At 71.6% G+C, this 14,147-nt stretch carries 19 protein-coding genes; 10 read left to right on the plus strand and 9 right to left on the minus strand.

Features of this window, described 5'->3' with window-relative positions; genetic code table 11:
- Positions 1-196: 196 nt before the first annotated feature.
- Positions 197-955, minus strand: a complete 759-nt coding sequence (locus AB0K17_RS16420) for a GntR family transcriptional regulator (RefSeq protein WP_365965381.1) — start codon at positions 953-955, stop codon at positions 197-199.
- Between the two features lie 215 nt (positions 956-1,170).
- On the opposite strand from AB0K17_RS16420, the gene AB0K17_RS16425 reads away from it, so the two are divergent.
- Positions 1,171-1,347, plus strand: a complete 177-nt coding sequence (locus AB0K17_RS16425) for a hypothetical protein (RefSeq protein WP_365965380.1) — start codon at positions 1,171-1,173, stop codon at positions 1,345-1,347.
- 62 nt (positions 1,348-1,409) lie between these two features.
- The gene (locus AB0K17_RS16430; RefSeq protein ID WP_365983306.1) at positions 1,410-1,616 is read left to right on the plus strand and encodes a DUF6255 family natural product biosynthesis protein; all 207 of its coding nucleotides are present in this window, start codon (positions 1,410-1,412) and stop codon (positions 1,614-1,616) included.
- Here the strand turns inward: AB0K17_RS16430 and AB0K17_RS16435 are convergent.
- The 3 genes from AB0K17_RS16435 to AB0K17_RS16445 all read right to left on the minus strand — a co-directional run bounded on the left by AB0K17_RS16435 (position 1,582) and on the right by AB0K17_RS16445 (position 3,933).
- The gene (locus tag AB0K17_RS16435; protein WP_365965378.1) at positions 1,582-2,322 is read right to left on the minus strand and encodes a class I SAM-dependent methyltransferase; all 741 of its coding nucleotides are present in this window, start codon (positions 2,320-2,322) and stop codon (positions 1,582-1,584) included. The genes AB0K17_RS16430 and AB0K17_RS16435 overlap by 35 nt on opposite strands.
- A 51-nt stretch (positions 2,323-2,373) precedes the next feature.
- Entirely contained in the window at positions 2,374-2,955 is a 582-nt protein-coding gene (locus tag AB0K17_RS16440) for a TMEM165/GDT1 family protein (RefSeq protein WP_365965377.1), read from the minus strand.
- A gap of 183 nt (positions 2,956-3,138) precedes the next feature.
- Positions 3,139-3,933: an ABC transporter permease gene (locus AB0K17_RS16445; protein ID WP_365965376.1), complete on the minus strand. Its 795-nt coding sequence runs from the start codon at positions 3,931-3,933 to the stop codon at positions 3,139-3,141.
- A gap of 240 nt (positions 3,934-4,173) precedes the next feature.
- On the opposite strand from AB0K17_RS16445, the gene AB0K17_RS16450 reads away from it, so the two are divergent.
- The 3 genes from AB0K17_RS16450 to AB0K17_RS16460 all read left to right on the plus strand — a co-directional run bounded on the left by AB0K17_RS16450 (position 4,174) and on the right by AB0K17_RS16460 (position 6,247).
- The gene (locus AB0K17_RS16450) at positions 4,174-4,842 is read left to right on the plus strand and encodes an HNH endonuclease family protein (protein WP_365965375.1); all 669 of its coding nucleotides are present in this window, start codon (positions 4,174-4,176) and stop codon (positions 4,840-4,842) included.
- Between the two features lie 186 nt (positions 4,843-5,028).
- Positions 5,029-5,445, plus strand: coding sequence for a DoxX family protein (locus tag AB0K17_RS16455; protein ID WP_365965557.1), 417 nt, complete (start codon positions 5,029-5,031; stop codon positions 5,443-5,445).
- A gap of 160 nt (positions 5,446-5,605) precedes the next feature.
- Positions 5,606-6,247, plus strand: coding sequence for a hypothetical protein (locus AB0K17_RS16460; protein ID WP_365965556.1), 642 nt, complete (start codon positions 5,606-5,608; stop codon positions 6,245-6,247).
- A 68-nt stretch (positions 6,248-6,315) separates the two neighbouring features.
- Here AB0K17_RS16460 and snpA read toward each other — a convergent pair whose 3' ends face one another.
- Positions 6,316-6,993, minus strand: a complete 678-nt coding sequence (gene snpA, locus AB0K17_RS16465; RefSeq protein ID WP_365965374.1) for a snapalysin — start codon at positions 6,991-6,993, stop codon at positions 6,316-6,318.
- Between the two features lie 253 nt (positions 6,994-7,246).
- Here snpA and AB0K17_RS16470 point away from each other — a divergent pair, with 253 nt between their 5' ends.
- Both AB0K17_RS16470 and AB0K17_RS16475 read left to right on the plus strand, forming a co-directional pair.
- Complete coding sequence (locus AB0K17_RS16470) at positions 7,247-8,215, plus strand: LysR family transcriptional regulator (RefSeq protein ID WP_365965373.1); 969 nt, start codon at positions 7,247-7,249, stop codon at positions 8,213-8,215.
- Between the two features lie 206 nt (positions 8,216-8,421).
- Positions 8,422-8,997 carry a sigma-70 family RNA polymerase sigma factor gene (locus AB0K17_RS16475; RefSeq protein WP_365965372.1) on the plus strand — a complete coding sequence of 192 codons (576 nt, stop codon included), beginning with the start codon at positions 8,422-8,424 and terminating at the stop codon, positions 8,995-8,997.
- A 22-nt stretch (positions 8,998-9,019) separates the two neighbouring features.
- On the opposite strand, the gene AB0K17_RS16480 is transcribed toward AB0K17_RS16475, so the two are convergent.
- Together AB0K17_RS16480 and AB0K17_RS16485 are read right to left on the minus strand one after the other, a co-directional pair.
- A complete protein-coding gene (locus AB0K17_RS16480; protein ID WP_365965371.1) occupies positions 9,020-9,487 on the minus strand; it encodes an NUDIX domain-containing protein in 468 nt (155 codons plus the stop codon).
- Entirely contained in the window at positions 9,480-9,965 is a 486-nt protein-coding gene (locus tag AB0K17_RS16485) for a helix-turn-helix domain-containing protein (RefSeq protein WP_365965370.1), read from the minus strand. The genes AB0K17_RS16480 and AB0K17_RS16485 overlap by 8 nt, the downstream gene beginning before the upstream one ends.
- Positions 9,966-10,231: 266 nt before the next feature.
- Here AB0K17_RS16485 and AB0K17_RS16490 point away from each other — a divergent pair, with 266 nt between their 5' ends.
- Positions 10,232-10,744 (plus strand): DinB family protein, encoded by a 513-nt coding sequence (locus tag AB0K17_RS16490; RefSeq protein WP_365965369.1) that lies wholly within the window; start codon positions 10,232-10,234, stop codon positions 10,742-10,744.
- 12 nt (positions 10,745-10,756) lie between these two features.
- Here the strand turns inward: AB0K17_RS16490 and AB0K17_RS16495 are convergent, their stop codons facing one another.
- Together AB0K17_RS16495 and AB0K17_RS16500 are read right to left on the minus strand one after the other, a co-directional pair.
- On the minus strand, positions 10,757-11,632 hold the full coding sequence (locus AB0K17_RS16495; RefSeq protein ID WP_365965368.1) for a YwqG family protein: 876 nt from the start codon (positions 11,630-11,632) through the stop codon (positions 10,757-10,759).
- Positions 11,633-11,670: 38 nt separating this feature from the next.
- Complete coding sequence (locus tag AB0K17_RS16500) at positions 11,671-12,021, minus strand: hypothetical protein (protein WP_365965367.1); 351 nt, start codon at positions 12,019-12,021, stop codon at positions 11,671-11,673.
- Positions 12,022-12,708: 687 nt separating this feature from the next.
- Between AB0K17_RS16500 and AB0K17_RS16505 the strand changes: the two genes are divergently transcribed.
- On the plus strand, positions 12,709-13,290 hold the full coding sequence (locus AB0K17_RS16505; RefSeq protein ID WP_365965366.1) for a hypothetical protein: 582 nt from the start codon (positions 12,709-12,711) through the stop codon (positions 13,288-13,290).
- A gap of 58 nt (positions 13,291-13,348) precedes the next feature.
- Positions 13,349-14,047, plus strand: coding sequence for a DUF899 family protein (locus AB0K17_RS16510; RefSeq protein WP_365965365.1), 699 nt, complete (start codon positions 13,349-13,351; stop codon positions 14,045-14,047).
- The last annotated feature ends 100 nt before the right edge of the window (positions 14,048-14,147 follow it).

Below are 14,147 nucleotides of genomic sequence, written 5' to 3' on the forward strand. Positions count from 1 at the left end.
GCGAATGCGGCGCCCGCCGCGACCTTGCCGCCGATGCCGTCGAGGAAGGTGACCTCGACAGCGGTCAGGTAAGCGCAAACCCTGCGTCCATGCGCGCCCCTCTCTCCGACTGGCTCAAGCCTGCCAGCCGCACACCCCCGGGGTGAGGGAGACCGAGTGAAGCGCCGCCGCAACCATCCCGCGAGTTCCCCCGGTCTCACGCATCGAACTCGTACTCCAGGACGTACGACGCGGAATCCAGCGTCATCTCGCTGAACTCCACAGCCCGTCCTCCTTCCGCAAAAGCCGTGCGGCAAATCTGGATGACCGGGGTGCCGGAGGACAGGCCGAGTTCGGTGACTTCCTCTGCGGAGGGCATGCGGGAGCGGAGTTCTTCACGGAAGCGGACCGGTTTGCAGCCGAGCTCCGCGAGGCGGGCGTAGGTCCCGCCGGGGCCCGTGTCCTCGCGGGTCACGGCAGAACCGGCGACGAGCTCGGACGGCAGGTAGGAGACGGCCGTCTGGACCGGTTTTCCGTCCAGCAGGAATCGGCGGCTGCGGACGCAGACGGTCGCTGTCGGGGACAGTCCCAGCGCCGTGGCGACGTGTTCGGGAGCCGTGCGCTCCGCGACCTCCACGCGGTCGACGACGAGAGCACGTTCTCCCAGGTCGGCGGACCAGATGGACTGCCCGGAGCCCCAGTTGCCACCGCTCAACCGCTGAATGCCGTGCCGTCGCAGCGGATGGAACGACCGCACGAAGACGCCGGCACCCTTCCGGGCCTCGGTGATGCCCTCATTCTGCAGCACGCCGAGCGCCTGCCGGGCCGTCATCCGCGCCACGTTGTAGGCGGCCATCAGCTCGTTCTCGCCGGGCAACCGGTCACCGGGGGCGTATTCGCCCGCCTGGATCGCGTCGCGCAGTTCGGTTGCGATCCTCTGGTACTTCGTACGGCGGACAGAGCCCTGCTCGGCCATCGGGTGATCACCTCTCCTCCCTGAACAGCCTACGGGCGCCCCACCCACCGGTCCGAACGGGTATCCCCAACCCCTTTGGTTTGCGAGCCGGTTGACTTCTCTAGAGAGAGAATGCTTCACTGTTGCTTCTCTAGAGATGAATGCTCAGGGCGCCTTCTCCGTGTTCTTCTACCTTTTACCGTCGCGGAGTCAAAGTGTGTGATGACACCAGTCCGATGCAGCCTGCCGCAAAACCTTCACAGGGAACCGGCCGGGCCCAACCGCCCCCGCCCTGCCACCGCTGCAGGGAGATCAAGGCCCGCCGCTACACGGCCGTCCGGCAGGGCGACCAGAAGACGGCCGAGGCCATGGCCACCGCCATGGGGCTGCACCTGAGGGCGGCGCACTCGTGAGGCGGCGGGAAAAGCGGGCGCGGCGGGCGAAGGTCGTACGGGCGGCGTTTCCCGGGCGGCCCGTGAAGAGGGCGCGTTGTGCGCACGCGCAGGGGGCCTGGACGCTGGTCGGGGGGATCGAGTCCTGCCGCCAGTGCGGTACGCAGCGCTTCGCGGACTACCGCGCCCTCGCCCTGGCCCTGGAGCTGCCGGAGCGGACGGTGCCGAGCGCGCCCACCACCGCCGGCGGCGGCCTCATGCGCCGGGCGTGGGCCGCAGCACCAGCGTGAGGAAGCCGAAGGAGTCCCGGTAGGCGCTCAGCCATTCGTTGCGGTGGGTGGTGGCTGCTGTCAGGGCCTGGGGGCTGTCCGGGTGGTCGGGGTGGTCGAGGGCCCAGGTGGAGAGGGTTCCGGTCCAGGCCCATTCGTAGGCGTCGAGTTCGCGGCGGGTGCTGATGTGGCCGTGGACGGGGGTCCATCCGTCGGTGGTGACGCGCTGCATGAGGCCGGTGAGGTCGTCGAGGTCGCCGAGCGTCTCCACCGCCTCGGCGGAGGGCTCGCGCTCCCAGAAGCCGTCGCCTATGAGGACGCGGCCGCCCGGCGCGAGGTGGCGCCGGGCGGCGGCGAGGGTGGCGGTGGGGCCGCCGAAGGCGTGGGTGGAGCCGACGCACAGGACGAGGTCGAAGGCGTGGGGGGCGGTGAAGGCGCCGGCGTCGGCCTCGTGCAGGACGAGCCGGTCGTGGACGCCGAGGCGTTCGGCGCCGGCACGGGCGGCCGCCAGGGCGGGGGCGGAGACGTCGACTCCTTCGGCGCGCAGGTGCGGGTATGCGGCCAGCGCGCGCAGGAGCCATTCGGCGCGGCCGCAGCCGAGGTCGAGGACGCGGGCGTCCTCGCGCGGTACGGCGCGCTCCAGGAGGGTGCGTACCGCGTCGTCGTCGAGCGGGGCGGCGATGGGGTGGTCGGCGTGGGCGAGCGCGGAGATCTGTTCACGGTTCACGGGCGGAGCGTGACACGCCCGTGAACCGGCAGGCATCCCATTTCCGGCCCGTCAGCCCAGGACGGCCTCGTAGAGGCTGAAGCCGGCGAGGGCGAGCATGACCATGGCCGCGACCTTGGTGACGAGCCGCAGCGGCACGTAGCGCATGAGGGTGCGGCCGCCGAGGATGCCGAGGGCGGCGACGGCCCACAGGGCGGCGGTGGCGCCGAGGCCGACGGAGAGGGGGTCGTCGTAGCGGGCGGCGAGGTTGGCGGTCATGATCTGGGTGAGGTCGCCGAACTCGGCGACGAGGATGAGCATGAAGCCGGCGCCGGAGACCTTCCAGAAGGACTGGTCGGCGGGCTTGGGCGTCTCCTCGTCCTCGTCGTCCTTCTTCAGCAGCAGCATGGCCGCGCCGGCGAGGAAGAGCAGGCCGACGACGGCCTGGACGGCGCGGTGCGGCAGGAGGGTCAGGACGCTGCCGGCGGCGATGGCCAGGGCGACGTGGACGAGGAAGGCGGCGGCGACGCCGGCGAAGACGTAGGAGGCCCGGTAGCGGGTGCCGAGCATGAGGCCGGCCAGGGCGGTCTTGTCGGGCAGCTCGGCAAGGAAGATCACGCCGAAGACGAGCGCGGCGACGGTGATGCTGATCACAGGGGTGGTTCCTCTGTACGGGCGGGCCGCCGCACCGCAACGCTCCAGGGGTCGCTTCGGCACGGCAGCGTCGTGGACACTGCGGCCGAAGGTCTCGCTGACCGGTGGCACCGCGTGGTGCACCGGCTCCGGGCGCCGGCCGGGCGCTGAGGCTCGGCAGTATGTCGACGGTCCGGCGAAGAGCTACTCCCCTTCTGCTGCTCCCAGCGTACGGGATCGGTGGAGGATGCCGCACGCGACGAGTTCCAGGACGACGGTGACGGCGACGGCCTGCACGGCCATGAGGGCGACCAGCACGAACAGCTGCACGACGCCCGCCTGCACCGGTGAGGCGCCGCCCAGCAGCATGCCGACGAAGGCGCCCGGGAGAGTGACGAGGCCCACGGTGCGGGTCTGGTCGAGGCCGGGCAGCAGGGCGTCGGAGGCGGCGGGCCGGGCGATCTCCAGCCGGGCCTCGCGGGGCAGGAGTCCGAGGGCGAGGCCGGCCTCGACCTCGCCGTGCCGGGTGCGCAGCTCGTCGAGGGCGCGCCGGCCGCCCAGCACGGTGGCGGTGAGGGCGTTGCCGATGAGGATGCCGGTGATGGGGATGAGGGCGACGCCCTTGAGGGGAACGAGGCCGGTCAGCAGCAGGACGGCCACGACGGGCAGCACGCCGGCGCCGATGGGTGCGGCCGCCCACCACCAGGTGCGGTTGTGGGTGATGCGGCGCCCGGCGGTGCGGACGGCGACGGCGAACATGAGCGCGAGGAAGGCGAGGAGCAGCGGCAGGGCCCGTACGACCCAGCCGATGGCGAGGGAGACGACGGCCAGCTGAACGGCGGCGCGCACGCCGGCGAGGGCGATGGCGCGGGCGTAGCCGCGTTCGTGGGAGTCGGCGAGGCGGGCGCGGGCCGCGACGGTGACGGCCGCCAGCAGCAGGGCGGCGAGCACCACGCCGAGGGTGGTGTTGGCGGGCAACAGGGTGTCGGCGGCGAGCACGCGGCCACCCTAAGCGCGGCGAACATCCTTGTGCCGGTGGTGAGCTGGCGGCGTGTCAGGCCGGCTCGCCGCCGCCGTCCTGAAGTTTGCGTTCCGCTTGCATCTCACGTCCGCAAACCCTTGCTTTGACATGACCCCGTCGCCATCCTGTCATCTGGCGACCACCCCCCTGCCACCCGTCGCCGCGATCCTGGCCGCGCTTCGACGGCCCGTACCCCCACCATCCCCAAGGGAGTTCCCATGCCCGGACCGCGCCTCCCCCTCGGCAAGCAGAGCGTCTACGCGCGTCGTACGGCGGTCGCCGCGGGGCTCGCCGCCCTCGTCGGCTCCCTCGTCCTGAACGGCCCGGCGGCGCAGGCCGCGCCGCCCACCCCGCCGGACGCCGCGACCGTCCGGGCCGAACTGGCCAAGCTGACCGTCCAGCCGGAGGGCTCGATGGACGGCTACAGCCGGGCGAAGTTCCCGCACTGGATCACCCAGCACGGGCAGTGCAACACCCGCGAGGTCGTGCTGCAGCGCGACGGCAAGGACGTGGAGCAGGACGAGCGGTGCGCGGCCGTCTCGGGCACCTGGTACTCGCCGTACGACGGCGCGACCTGGCACGACGCCCAGGACATCGACATCGACCACGTGGTGCCGCTCGCCCAGGCGTGGCGCTCGGGCGCCGACAAGTGGACCACCGCGCAGCGCCAGGCGTTCGCCAACGACCTCTCGCGTCCGCAGCTGATCGCGGTCACCGACCGCGTCAACCAGGCGAAGGGCGACAAGGACCCGGCGCAGTGGCTGCCGCCGCTGAAGTCCTACCAGTGCGAGTACGCGCGCATGTGGGTGTCGGTGAAGTACGACTACAAGCTCACCGTCGACGCCGCCGAGAAGAACGCCCTCGCCGGCATCCTGGGCGGCTGCTGATCGACGAGCGTCATCGCACGGCACTGCAGGTGGGGCGGCCCCTGACGGGGGGCCGCTCTTCACCGTCCGTAATGAAAAAATCAAAAACTTGAACTTGCAAGTACTGTTAGGCCTCCCTAACCTGTAGCCCTCGTCGTTCCACCGTCCCCGAAGATCACGAGGAGCTCCGCCATGCCCGCCGCCACCCTGACCGCGCGCGTCGATGCCGCTCGGCCCTACGTCCTGTCCCTGTTCCGGATCGTCGTGGGCCTGCTCTTCGCCTGCCACGGCGCCGCCTCCCTCTTCGGCGTCCTGGGCGGCGCGGTCGGCACGCACGGCGGCTCGATCCCGGCGGGCACCTGGCCCGGCTGGTACGCGGCCGTGATCCAGCTCGTCGCCGGCGCGCTCGTCCTGCTGGGCGTCGGCACCCGCAGCGCGGCCTTCATAGCCTCCGGCTCCATGGCCTACGCGTACTTCGACGTGCACCAGAGCGTGGCCCTGTGGCCGATCCAGAACGGCGGCGAGTCCTCGGCGATGTTCTGCTGGGCCTTCCTGCTGCTGGTCTTCACCGGCCCGGGCGCGCTGTCGCTGGACCGCCTCTTCGGCCGGGGCTCGCGGGGCTGACGCCACTGCCGTGACAGGCGAGGCGCTCGTGACTCTCGTGACAAAACCGACCCCGAGCGCACTTTCCGGCACGTCTCCGCGTACGCTGTACGGTTGTCAAGGCCGCCCCTGCCGCTCCCCTGCGACGTCGCGGCGGGGGACCGTACCGGGAGTGAAGGACGTGCTGGAGCAGTTGGGGGCCTTGGCCGGCACCCCGTGGATATACGTGATCGTCGCCGTGTCCGTCCTCCTGGACGTCTTCCTGCCGGTCCTGCCCAGCGGAGTCCTGGTGATCGCCGCGGCCACCGCCGCCGCCGGCTCCGCCGCGGGCGCGGTCGGCGAGGCGACGGCCGTGCACGCGCACTCGGGGTTCCCCGACGTCTTCGCACTCGTGATGTGCGCCGCCACCGCCTCCGTGCTCGGCGACATGATGGCCTACCGCGTCGCCTGGCGCGGCGGCGACCGCTTCGATCGCGCCATCGCCCGCTCCCGCCGGCTCACCGCCGCCCAGGCCCGCCTGGGCACGGCCCTGCTGCGCGGCGGCGGCCCGCTCGTCGTCGTCGCCCGCTTCGCGCCCGCCGGCCGCTCGGTGGTCAGCATCGGCGCGGGCGTGATGCACCGCCGGGTGGCCGAGTTCCTGCCCTGGTCGGCCCTGGCCGGCCTGACATGGGCGGCCTACAGCGTCTGCCTCGGCTACTTCGGCGGCCAGTGGCTCGGCGCGAGCTGGCTGAGCACGGCCGTCTCCGCCCTGGCGCTGTTCGCGGCCGGCGCGGGCGCGGCGTTCCTGATGCGCCGCCCGCAGGAGGCGGAGGCGTCGTCCTGACCCCTCGCCCCTGACGCACCGGTGGCCCGGTTCCGTACGGAACCGGGCCACCGTCATTCCGCGACGGTTCAGCGGGCCGTGGTGAAGACGCCGTTCTTGCCGTCCTTGGCGAAGGCGCTCAGGCCGTTCGCCCACAGCTGGTTGACGCGGCTGCGCTCGGCCGAGTTCGGGTACGGGTTGGTGCAGGAGGGGCCGGGGCCGCCACCGGACATCAGCTCGCTGCACGGACCGGAGTAGTGGTCCGGCAGCCCCAGCACGTGACCGGTCTCGTGCGCGGTCACGCGCGTGGAGTCGTACTGCTCGTTCTGCTGGTAGTCGAGGAAGACGTACCCGCGGCCGTGGCCGTCGGTGCTGGCGTACGAGCCGCGCGAGTCGTTGCCCTCGTAGTATCTGAAGTCGGCGTTGCTGCCGGCGCGCAGTTGGACGTTGCGCACCGAGCCGTTCCAGATGCGGGCGCTGTTGGCTATCTCCGTCGCGAAGCTCGGCGCGTTGCTGGCGTCGTAGGTGACGGTGACGGTCTTCAGGCCCGGCGAGGCGGCCTGCTTGGCCTGCGCCGACTTCATCACGGCCTCGAAGAATGCCTTGTTGTTGGCCTCCTCGGCCTTCGAGCCGACGTACGCCGAGCGCGAGTGGTGCTGCCCGTCCAGCGTCTGCGGCGCCGTGGCGGCGGAGGCGGGTACGGCGGTGAGCGTCGCCGCGAGGCCGATGCCGAGCGCGGCGGAGAGCACCATCGTGGAGGGTTTCATGTGGGGGACTCCATTCGTGCCGAGAGCCCACTGCTGCCGCCGTGGTGGGAACGGCGGGAGGGGCTCACCGGGTGAACTCGTGTTCCCCCTGAGTTTCTGACGAGTTATCAATGGTGCGGATGATGCCAGTTGGCCATAACGCCATCCAATCGCCTATCCTCCGCCACCACTTCCCCGCCCCCCGTCCACCCACCACCCTGTACGTCCTGGATGTGTCTGGTGTGACGTACGAGGCGCTCGATATGCTCCCGGAATGGAGCTCGAGGTCCGGCACCTCCGTGCACTTTGCGCCATCGCGGACACCGGTAGCGTGCGGAAGGCCGCGGTGCAGCTCGGCATGACCCAGCCCTCCCTGACCACCCAGCTGCGCCGCATCGAATCCACCGTCGGCGGCACGCTGTTCACCCGCGGGCAGCACGGCAGCCGCCCCACACCGCTCGGCCACAGCGTCCTGACCCGAGCCCGGCCCATCGTCGCCGAGATGGCCGCCCTCGTCGCCGCCGCCCGCGAAGCCGCCCTGGGCGTCGGCGGGTTGCGCCTGCGCATCGGCAGCATCGGCAGCCACGCCGTGGCCGGCTGGCTGCGTCGCATCCACCGCCGGCTCCCGGAGACCGACACCACCATCCACATAGAGGTCTCCTCCAACACGCTCCTGCAACTCCTCGCCACCAACCAGCTCGACGTCGCCTTCGTCCACGAGACCGCCGGCTTCCCCCTGCACGTCCCGCCCGGCGTCGAACGCCGCGTCCTCGTCGCCCGCGAACCGCGCTTCGTCGAACTGGCCGCCGGCCACCCCGCCACCCGAAGACCCGTCGCCCACCTCGCCGACCTCGCCCACGAACCCTGGATCGTCGACCCCACCGCCGACGACGAGGCCGCCGCCCTGCGCCGCGCCTTCACCGCGACCGGCCTCGACCCCCGCCTCGTCCACGTCCGCGACACCGCCACCGCCGCCGACCTCGTCGCCTCCGGCGAAGCCGTGCGCCCCTGCCAGCCCACCGCCCCGCCCCGCCCCGCCGGCGACACCGTCGTCCGCCCGCTGGCCGGCGACCCCCTCACCGTCCAGCTCTCCCTCGCCTCGCGCTCCGGCTCCCTGCCACTGCACGACGTCGACGCACTCTTCGCCGACCTCACGGCCGCCTACTGCGACGCAGCCGCCGCCAGCCCGCCGTACCGCGCCTGGCTGGCCGCCCACGACAGCCCCCTGCCCCCGCCGGCGTAACCGGTGCGTCGCACTCCGTGAAAACCATCGCGCCTCGAATGCACGATTGGGCCCTCCGGAACGCTACTGAGGGCAGAGAGCACACACCCGCTCTCCGGTGCTCGCGAGGGGAGGCACCGCCGGCAGCAAACGGAGGGATCCGAGCAGCACGTGAACGCGGAACTCACGGAACTCGCACGCGACATGACCGTCGAGGGGGACGTCAGGTGAGCGAGGAGCACCACCGCCCCACCACCCGCACCGCCGCCCCCGAACCTCCTGGCATTCCGGCCGACTTCCACGCGTTCCACCGGCTCTACCGCGGGCCGTACGTCCGCTGGGCCGAACTCCACCTCGACTCCCGCGCGGACGCCGAGGAGGCCGTCGACCTCGCCTTCGAACAACTCCTGCTCGGCTGGCCCACCGTCCTGCGGCAACCCGTGCCCGAGGCGTACGCCTGGCGCGTCGTGAAGAACCGCACCACCGACCTCGCCCGCGCCCGCGGCCGCCGCCCCGTCGTCGCCGACGTCGCCGCCTTCGAGACCACCGCCCTGCGCGAGGCCGACGACCCCATCGACGCCCTCGTCGAATCCCTCACCCTCTACCAGGCCCTGAGCGCCCTGCCCGACCGCCAGCGCGACGTCATGCTGCTGCGCTTCGGCCTGTGCTTCAGCACGAAGGAGACCGCGCGCATCCTCGGCATAACCGAGGCCGGCGTCCGCTCCACGGTCCGCTACGCCCGCCGCCGCCTGCGCCGGACGTTCGGGGAGGGGGCGGACGGCGCGGAGCGCCGCGGGGAGTGACGGCGGACGCGACGACCGGCGGCTACCGGGTGGCCGGCATGGTGCCGTTGCGCCAGTCGTCGACGCGCCTGCGGATACCGGCGACCATCGGCAGTGCGTCGACCTCGGCGGGGGCGAACCAGCGCACGTCGGTGGACTCCTCCGACACCGCAAGCTGCCCCGTCAGGGGGCGGGCGAGGAAGCACACGGAGAACTCCTGCCGCACCTCGCCGTCGTCGTAGGCGAAGACGTGGCGGGGATTGCTGTAGGTGCCGACGAGACCGACGATCTCGACGTCGATCCCCGTCTCTTCCTTGGTCTCCCGCACGGCACAGTCCGGCAGGGACTCACCGATGTGCATCGCCCCGCCGGGAAGCGCCCACATGCCGTTGTCGCGCCTGCGCTGCAGCAGAATGCGTCCACTGTCGTCGACGACGACTGCGGAAGCGGCCGGCACGAGGCTGTTGGCGGCCGGTGCGTCCGGGTCGTCCTCGTAGTCCCGCCTACCCATCGCGGTCTCCCTCCCATACCGGAGTGCCTCGCTTCCACAGCTCCTCGACATGCGAGGCGAAGCGGTCGAACATGCCGTCGTCCTGGTGCCGGCGCAGGTGAAGGGTGGGGGCGTCATGGCCCACGTGGTGGGTCAGCAAGGGCGTGACGATCATGTCGTCGTCGAAGCGGAACACGGAGAGGTACGCATGGCCGTCGCTGTACCTCGCGTCGATTCCGGCCTGCTCCTTGATCTTCTCCAGCTCGGCGAGCGTCACCCGGATGCGGGTGGACAGGGTCAGCGCGACCCCTTCTTCGCGCTCCCGGGTCTCGTCCTCTCCGACCGCCTCACAGACCGCCCACCGGTGCCGGGCGTGCGGAACCCGGCCCGCCTGAGTGATCCAGCGGCCAACCGTCTTGACGTCGACGCCGCACCGCTCGGCCAACTGTCGGTCCGTCAGCCGGGTTTGCGCCATGGCGCGGCGCAGCGCTTCGTTCACGGATACCCCCTGGGACGTCAGGAACGTTCGGCAACGTACTCCGACTCCGTGCCCCACGCACCCGCGCGACGCGCGCGAGGCCGAGTACGTCGCCGTACCGCCTCCCCACCGCGTGGAGCCCCCGGGGGCGTACTGGCTGCTGCCGGCGCCGGGCGGGCCGGAGGACCGCTGCCGGGGCGCAGCCCTGCGCGGGCTGCTGGCCGCGGGGGCGGATACTGACCCCGGACATCGGCCCGGTCACCGGCACGGATGAAGGAGCACCGTCAGTGAGCAGCGACGACAGCCGCATAGGACCACCCCACCTCGGCAGTGAGCGGGAGACGCTGCGGGCCTTCCTCGACTACCACCGGGCGACCCTCGCCATGAAGTGCGAAGGGCTCACCGACGAGGAGCTGCGGCAGCAGTCGATGCCGCCGTCCACGCTGTCGCTGCTGGGGCTGGTGCGGCACATGGCGGAGGTGGAGCGCACGTGGTTCCGCCGTGTCTTCGAGGACAACGACGTGCCCCTGGTCTGGTCCGACAAGGTCGACTTCCAGGCGGCGTACGACGCGAGCGCCTCCACCAGGGCCGAGGCGTTCGCCGCCTGGGAGGCCGAGGTGGAGAACTCGCGCCGCGTCGAGCGGGAGGCCGCCTCGCTGGACGTCACCGGGTACCAGCCGCGGTGGGGCGAGGAGGTGTCACTGCGGATGGTGATGGTGCACGTGCTCCTGGAGTACGGCCGCCACAACGGGCACGCGGACTTCCTGCGCGAGGGCGTCGACGGGACCGTGGGTGCCTGATGCGCGCCCGCGTCAGCTGCACTGCCAGGTGAACATCGCGCGGTCGAAGCGGCGTGCGGCCAGGTCCTCGGGGCGTATGAGCCAGTAGAGGGTGCCGAGGTCGCCCCACGTCATCCCGGCGTCGTCGTCGCTGCCGAACTGGGCGAGCAGCACCCAGCGCAGCGCCTCCTGCGGGATGCGGGGGTCGTTCCACGGCGGGCTGCCCAGGGTGCCGTGGGCGACCTCGGTCTCGACGTCGTCCTGGTCGGGGCTCGCGTGGCCGCCGATGCGGTGCTTGCTGTCGTCGACGCGCTCGTACACGTCCTCCCGGAAGTCCTCGTCCCACAGCGGGTGGTCGTCGTCCATCGGGTCGAACTCCCGGTAGACGACAGGGTGCCAGTCGTACGGTGCCGTCGACTCCACCCGCGCCGTCAGCGGCACCTCGCGGTACGGCCGTATCCCCGCCGGCGCCGCCCGCTCGGCGACGGGCACGCCCGCCGGTACGTACAGCACGCGCGCCCCCGCCCACGTGGCCGGGTCGTCCGGCCTGACCAGCGCGCGGCCGTCGTCGAGCTGCCCGTCGAAGTAGAAGAAGGCCAGCGTGCCGTCCTTCGGCAGGGGAATGTCGAGTGCGGCGCCGGGCAGCGCGGCGCAGTCGACGGAGGCGATGAAGGTGAGCGGCCCGTGCCCCTCCCACACCGGCCACTCCTGCCCCTCCGGCAACTCCGGCAGCCCACCGAGCCGCCCGACGACGGGATCCGCACCGGTGGCCGTCCGCAGCCCCGCGCTCGGCCGCAGCAGACCGAGCCACCGCTCGGCGACGTCGGCGGGCAGGTGCTCACGGGCCAGCGCGCGCAGCGCGCCGACGGTGGCGTCGGGGGTGTCGGTGGCAGCAGTGCTCGGTGTCATGGGGCGATGATGCACCGGGCCACTGACAACGACCGGGGTCAGGCTCCCACGTTCGTCAGGACGCACACGTACTCGGCGGGACGCACCCCGCCGTCGTCCGGGTGGTCCAGCACCGCCGGGTAGGTCATCCTCGTGCCGGGATACGCCTGCGGGCAGTCGGGCGGGCCGTCCTGGAAGACGGATGCGCCTTCCCCTGCCACCAGATAGGCGCCGCACTGGTACCCCGGCGCATTCATCAGGAGGGCGGCGTCCCTCTCACCGCCGGAGCCGCTTCCCGTCCAGGCGAGGCAGTAGACGGACCCCGGATCACCGCCGGTGGCCGGTTCCGCAATGATGCGAATGGCCTGGAGCGGCGTGGACCCGCCGCACAGTGCCTCGATGTCGGCCACGTACCAGGGCGCACCGGGAGCACAGATGTCGTTCCTCGACGCGCAACCGGCCGGGCCGTTAGGGAATTTGTGCGTCACCTGGAGGCAGTCCGGCTCCCTGCTCGCAGGCGGTGACGAGGGGGCGACGACCGTCCGGTCTGCGGCGGTTGCTCCGGGCGGTGCCGGGGGGCGTGCCGGGCCATGGGCGGCACCGTCCTCCACCGGCTGCCGCAGCAGCAGCAAGGCCGCGCAGGCACCGACGGCAAAGGCGACCACTCCGCCGGCCGTCGTGGCTTTCCACGGCAATCGCCGAGGCGCAACGTCGTCCCGGATGACCGGGATGACCGGGATGTTCCCGAGGGTGTCGCCATTGTGGAAGGCGAGGACTTCATCCGGCCGCGGCGGTCTGCGAAGTGGTGGCGGTGGCGGCGTGTCCATGGTTTCCCCCCGGGCGCCGTGCGTGGGTGTGGTGTGGTGTGCCGACGCTAGGACACAGGGGATGCGTGTGTGCCGAACTGACCTGGCGAACCACTCTGTTGTGTGGTGGCCCGCCGAACAGTGCGCCGTTCCGGCCGCGCACGGACTGCCGCGACGCGTGTCCGACTACGCCTGATGCTCCCTTGCCTGGCACATGAGGATGAACCACGGTTTGGGTGGGTGTGGATGCTGCTCGGCGCTTCGGCGCCTTCCGGGGAGGGGCGGTAGTTCATGGGTTCTGCAAGTCAGTGGGCACGCGAGACCTTCGGCGATGTGGCCGATGACCTGGTCGAGGCCATCCCTGCCGGCCTCCTTCGAGCCCATGAGCGGGCTCGCAGCGGGCAGGAAGGCGTCCAGACGCAAACCTTGGAGGCGTACGGCCACGGCTTGTACGCGGCACAGTACGAGGAGCTTGCCGCCGGCCTTGCCTCGCTGGGGGACGCGGTGCGTCTCCACGGACGCAGCATAATGATCGTCCGCAAACACGTGATCTATCCGTTCCGCTATGCGAAGAAGGATGTGCCTGTCACCGCAGCGCGCCTTCGACGGGCCACAGGTTTCCGAGCGGACCTGATCCGACGCCACGGCCCGGAGCCGATGCAGCAAACGCTGGATCTGGGGCTGGAGGAGCTGGAGGAATCCGAGGTTCATCCGGACCTCGATCTCATCCCTCACGACTTCCGCCTCGTACTCGTCGCTTATGCCTGTTCCATGGATCAAGGCGTCACGCGTATCGAGTGGGGCTCTGCCGAGCTCCGCCGGGAGGACCGCTTCCTCATCTGGCACCACCACGAGGCGCTGATCCCGCGCTGAGCTGCGCGGGCCGGGGCCCGCGCGGACAATGGAGGGAGAGAGCACGGGAGGCGGGGCCATGGGCCTGACCAATCTCACCACCGAGTCTGCGGAGTACGCGCGCGCCCGCGAGGAGCTGCGGCAGGCCGAGATCGAGCTGATGCGGCACCGCGAGCGCGTCGCCGCGCTGCGGCGTGGGCTGCCGGCCGGGCCCGTCGTCGAGGACTACGTCTTCGAGGAGGGACCCGCCGATCTGGCGGACGGGGACGCGCCGGTGCGGAGCGTGCGGTTGAGCGAGTTGTTCAGCGGGCCCGGGCGGGATCTGGTCGTCTACCACCTGATGTACGGCAAGCGGCAGACCGAGCCGTGCCCCATGTGCACGATGTGGATCGACGGGTTCAACGGGGTGGTCCACCACATCACCCAGAACGCCGACTTCGCGGTCGTCGCCGCGGCCGACCTGCCCGCCCTCCGGGCGCACGCCCGCATGCGCGGCTGGGCGAACCTGCGCCTGCTCAGCGCTGCGAACAGCACCTTCAAGTACGACCTCGGCAGCGAGGACGCCGCAGGCGAGCAGGACTCGACCGTCTCGGTCTTCACGCGCGACGACGACGGGTCGGTACGGCACTTCTACTCGGCGCACCCGCGGATGGCCGAGGACATCGACCAGCGGGGCATCGACCTGCTCAGCCCCGTCTGGCACGTCCTCGACCTCACGCCCCGCGGCCGCGGCGACTGGTTCGCCGCGCTCGACTACGGGGGCGGGGCGGCAGCCTAGGCCGTGTCCGACGGGTCCGGTAGGGCCCCGGCCCGGGCCTGTTCCACCGGATCTATAGTTCGGCCTCGTGAACAAGGAGAACGGCTGGGAACCGCGTCAT

It is taken from the genome of Streptomyces sp. NPDC049585 (assembly GCF_040675615.1).
Taxonomy (GTDB): domain Bacteria; phylum Actinomycetota; class Actinomycetes; order Streptomycetales; family Streptomycetaceae; genus Streptomyces; species Streptomyces luteosporeus.